The sequence below is a fragment of the Micromonospora sp. NPDC049580 genome, assembly GCF_040675595.1.
In the GTDB taxonomy this organism is placed as follows: Bacteria; Actinomycetota; Actinomycetes; order Mycobacteriales; family Micromonosporaceae; genus Micromonospora.
The window spans coordinates 1-3,668 of sequence record NZ_JBFAPG010000568.1 but is presented as its reverse complement, the minus strand read 5'-3'; the positions used below and the strand labels follow the sequence as shown (position 1 = coordinate 3,668).

At 74.9% G+C, this 3,668-nt stretch carries 3 protein-coding genes; 2 read left to right on the top strand and 1 reads right to left on the bottom strand.

Annotation, left to right across the window (positions count from 1 at the left end; all coding sequences use genetic code 11):
- Positions 1-195 precede the first annotated feature (195 nt).
- Entirely contained in the window at positions 196-1,113 is a 918-nt protein-coding gene (locus AB0J68_RS29195; protein ID WP_363941738.1) for an ADP-ribosylglycohydrolase family protein, read from the bottom strand.
- A 73-nt stretch (positions 1,114-1,186) separates the two neighbouring features.
- Between AB0J68_RS29195 and AB0J68_RS29190 the strand changes: the two genes are divergently transcribed.
- Positions 1,187-1,876, top strand: coding sequence for a response regulator transcription factor (locus AB0J68_RS29190; RefSeq protein ID WP_089016686.1), 690 nt, complete (start codon positions 1,187-1,189; stop codon positions 1,874-1,876).
- A 29-nt stretch (positions 1,877-1,905) separates the two neighbouring features.
- The gene (locus AB0J68_RS29185; RefSeq protein ID WP_363941735.1) at positions 1,906-3,309 is read left to right on the top strand and encodes a HAMP domain-containing sensor histidine kinase; all 1,404 of its coding nucleotides are present in this window, start codon (positions 1,906-1,908) and stop codon (positions 3,307-3,309) included.
- Positions 3,310-3,668: the final 359 nt, after the last annotated feature.

Here is a 3,668-nt window from a genome sequence, read left to right as displayed (position 1 = left end):
CTTCAACCCGCGCACCACCCAGGCCCCAAAACTGTTGCGCGGGTTGAAGCAGAGCAAAGGTGACGTGGCACCCTTGGCGGCTGTGAACGCGGCCGGTGAGGCAGGGCTGCCGAGCGTTCGGGACACCGGACAGTCAGGGACACCACGAGCCCAGGACCTGGCAAGGGGCACCCACGGTGCCGGGCAGGCGAGCGGTCAGGGTAGCCAGGTGGGCAGCGGCTCGCGGGCGGCCAGCCACGCCTCGGGCACCCCGCCCGGCGTGCCGACGCCGGTGTGCGCGGCCACCACCGCGCCGGTGATGGCCGCCGTGGTGTCCACGTCACCGCCGGCGCGCACGCAGACCCGGATGGCCTCCGGGTAGTCGTCGAGGTGGGTGGCGGCCACCCAGAGCGTGAACGCGACGGTGTCCTGGGCCGTCACGCGGGCGCCGTTGCCGAGCGCCGCCACCACGCGGGACAGGGGCCGGCCGAGCAGCCCGACGGCGCGGTGCACGCCGCGGTGCACCTCGGTGCCCGGGTCGACCGCGGCGGCGATCCCGGCCAGGAGCCGGGCCGGGGCCGGTCGGTGTCCGTCGAGGCGGGCCCGGGCGGCGAGCGCGGCGGCGACCGCCACCGCGACCGCGCCGGCGATTCCCTCGGGATGCGCGTGGGTCACCTCGGCCGAGGCGCGGGCCTGCGCGGCGGCGCGGGCGGTGGAGTCGGCGAAGTACGCGCCCAGCGGGCCCACCCGCATCGCCGCGCCGTTGCCGCAGGAGCCCTGGCCGTCGAAGGCGGACGCGGCGGCCACCGGCCACGGGGTGCCGGTGCGGATCAGCCGCAGGATCAGCATCGCGCCGGGGCCGTACCCGCGCCGGGCGTCGCAGCGTTCCGCGAACGCCAGTGCCAGCCAGTCGGGCTCGATGCGGCCCGTCGCGGCCAGTTCCGCGACCACCGAGCAGGCCATCTCGGTGTCGTCGGTCCACTCCCAGGGCGCTGGCGGCAGCGTGGCGTCGGTGAGGTCCTGCGGCGGCCCCGGCAGAAAGAACCGCGCGCCGAGCGCGTCGCCGGTGGAGAGGCCGGCGAGGCTGTCCCGGGCGAGCGCCAGGCGGGCGTCGGCGAACAGGGTGAAGGACATCGTTGTACCAGCTTGCCCGGTTCCCAGGCACGTCGCAACGCGATCAACTTGCCAGGCCAAGTACGGTCTTGTCGTGGCCTCCGTGCTCCTGGTCGAAGACGATCACGTCGTACGCGGCGCGATGCTGCGGTCCCTCGCTGACCGGGGGCATGCCGTGCACGCCGTGGGCACCGCCCTGGACGCGTTGCGCCGGGTCGCCGCGGAGACACCCGACCTGGTGGTGTTGGACCTCGGCCTGCCCGATCTCGACGGTTCCGACGCCCTGCGGATGCTGCGCGGCATCACCGACGTCCCGATCATCATCGCCACCGCCCGCGACGACGAGCAGTCGGTGGTCAAGCTGCTGCGCGCCGGGGCCGACGACTACATGGTCAAACCGTTCACGGGCGCGCACCTGGACGCCCGCATCACCACGGTCCTGCGGCGCGCCGGGCGGGCCAGCCGGACGGTGCAGCCGGCGGTGCACACCGTCGGCGGCCTGCGTGTCGACGTCGGCGAGCGCAGCGCCCACCTGGACGGCGAGCCGCTGGCGCTGACCCGTAAGGAATTCGACCTGCTGGCGTATCTCGCCGCGCGACCCGGGCGGGTAGTGTCCCGCCGGGAACTCTTGGAGGAGGTATGGCGGCAGCCATCGGTCGGCGAGGATCAGACCATCGACGTGCACCTGTACTGGCTCCGCCGAAAGATGGGCGAGTCCGCGGCGAAGCCGCGCTACCTGCGCACCGTGCGGGGGGTCGGATTCCGGCTGGTGGCACCGGACTGAGGACGGCGCTGGCCCTGCTCACGGCCGGCATGTGCAGCCTCGTCGCGCTCGCGTTCCTGATCCCGCTCGGGTTGAGCCTGCGCGAGCAGAGTCGGGAGGAGGCGATCGCCGACGCGGCCCGGCGCAGCGCGCTGGTGACCGGGGCGCTGGCGGTGAGCACGGACCCGGCGGTGGTGGAACGCGCCGTCGTGGCCAGTGGTGACGGCGCGTCGACCCGGCCGGTGGTGCACGGGCTGGGGTTGGACGAGTCCGCCGGCCGCGCCAGCGGCAGCGACCTGGACCGGGCCCGCGCCGAGCGGCGTTCGCTGGTCACCGACGTCGACGGCGGGGTGGTCCGGCTCGACCCGGTGGTCCTCGGCGACCGGACGGCAGTGGTCGAGGTGTTCGTGGCGGACTCGACGTTGGGCGAGGGCGCCGGCGGCACCTGGCTGTTGCTGTTCGGGGTGGGCGCGGCGATGGCCGGCGCGGCGGTGCTGGTGGTCGACCGGGTGGCCGCCCGCGCGGTGGACGCCACCCGAGGTCTGGTCAAGGCCGCCCTGTCGATCGGCGACGGCGATCTGGGCGTACGCGTGGAGCCGACCGGCCCTCGTGAGCTGGCGGAGGCCGGGTACGCCTTCAACCGGATGGCCGACCGGCTGGACGCGGCGCGCACCGACGAGCGGGAGCTGGTGGCCGACCTGTCCCACCGGCTGCGGACGCCGTTGACGGTGCTGCGGCTGGACGCGGAGGCGCTGGAGTCCGACGACACCAGCGTGGGCTCGTTCAGCCCGGCCGAGCTGGACCGGCTGCGGGGCATCCGGCGGATCCGGCAGGCGATCGTCACCCTCGAAGGTGAGATCGACGTGCTGATCAAGACCACCCGCAAGGCCGTGGCCCACGAGGCCGGTCCGGCGATGTGCGACGTCAGCGAGGTCGTCCGGGACCGGATGGTGTTCTGGGCGGCGCTCGCCGGTGACCAGAACCGGCCACACCGGGTCAACGGCGCTCAGCTGCGCATCCCCGCGCCCGTGCCACGCGCCGAGCTGGCCGCCGCGCTGGACGCGGTGATCGGCAACGTCTTCCGCTACACCCCGCAGGGAACGGCGTTCGAGGTGGCCGTGTCCCGCCGCGACGGGTACGTGGCGATCCGGATCGACGACGCCGGCCCGGGGATCGCCAACCCGGACCGGGCGCTGCGGCGGGGCACCAGCGACCAGGGCTCGACCGGGCTCGGCCTGGACATCGCCAAGCGGGTGGCGTTGCAGGCCAACGGCTCGGTCAGCATCGACCGGGCCCGGTTGGGCGGCGCCAGCGTGGTGATGCTGCTCGCCGACCCGGAGGCGACGCCCCGGCAGGTCAACCGGTTCGGCCTCGTGGGCCGGATGGCGCGCGACGCCCGGGACCAGAAGACGAGCGGCCGTCGCTGGCCCCGCCAGCGCCCCACCGACGACTGAGCAGCGCCCCACCGACGACTGAGCAGCGCCGCGCAGGCGACTAAAACACCTCCGACCGATCGGCCGACGGGGGCGCTCCGATCGGCTGAGCGGACCGGGGCTGTGCGGCGGCGCAAGTCTTCCTTAGATCGCGGTTAACGACGGCGGTCGGAGGCCCGCGGGCTGACAGGATCAGAGCACGAACCCACCAGTTCCACCGGCCAGCGCACCGCGCACCCACACCGCCGGTGGAGCCGCGCGCGCGGCGGGAGTCTCAGGTCCCCCCCCCCCCACCCCCCCCCCCCGCGCCCCCCCCACCCCCGCGGCCCCCCCCCCCCCGCGCGGTAGGAAGAGGGGGGGGTTGGGGAAGAGGGGTGTGG

What these genes read in the sequence shown, in the direction of transcription:
- AB0J68_RS29195 (WP_363941738.1), bottom strand. Translation starts at nt 1,113, where the DNA reads ATGTCCTTCACCCTGTTCGCCGACGCCCGCCTGGCGCTCGCCCGGGAC.
- AB0J68_RS29185 (WP_363941735.1), top strand. Translation starts at nt 1,906, where the DNA reads ATGTGCAGCCTCGTCGCGCTCGCGTTCCTGATCCCGCTCGGGTTGAGC.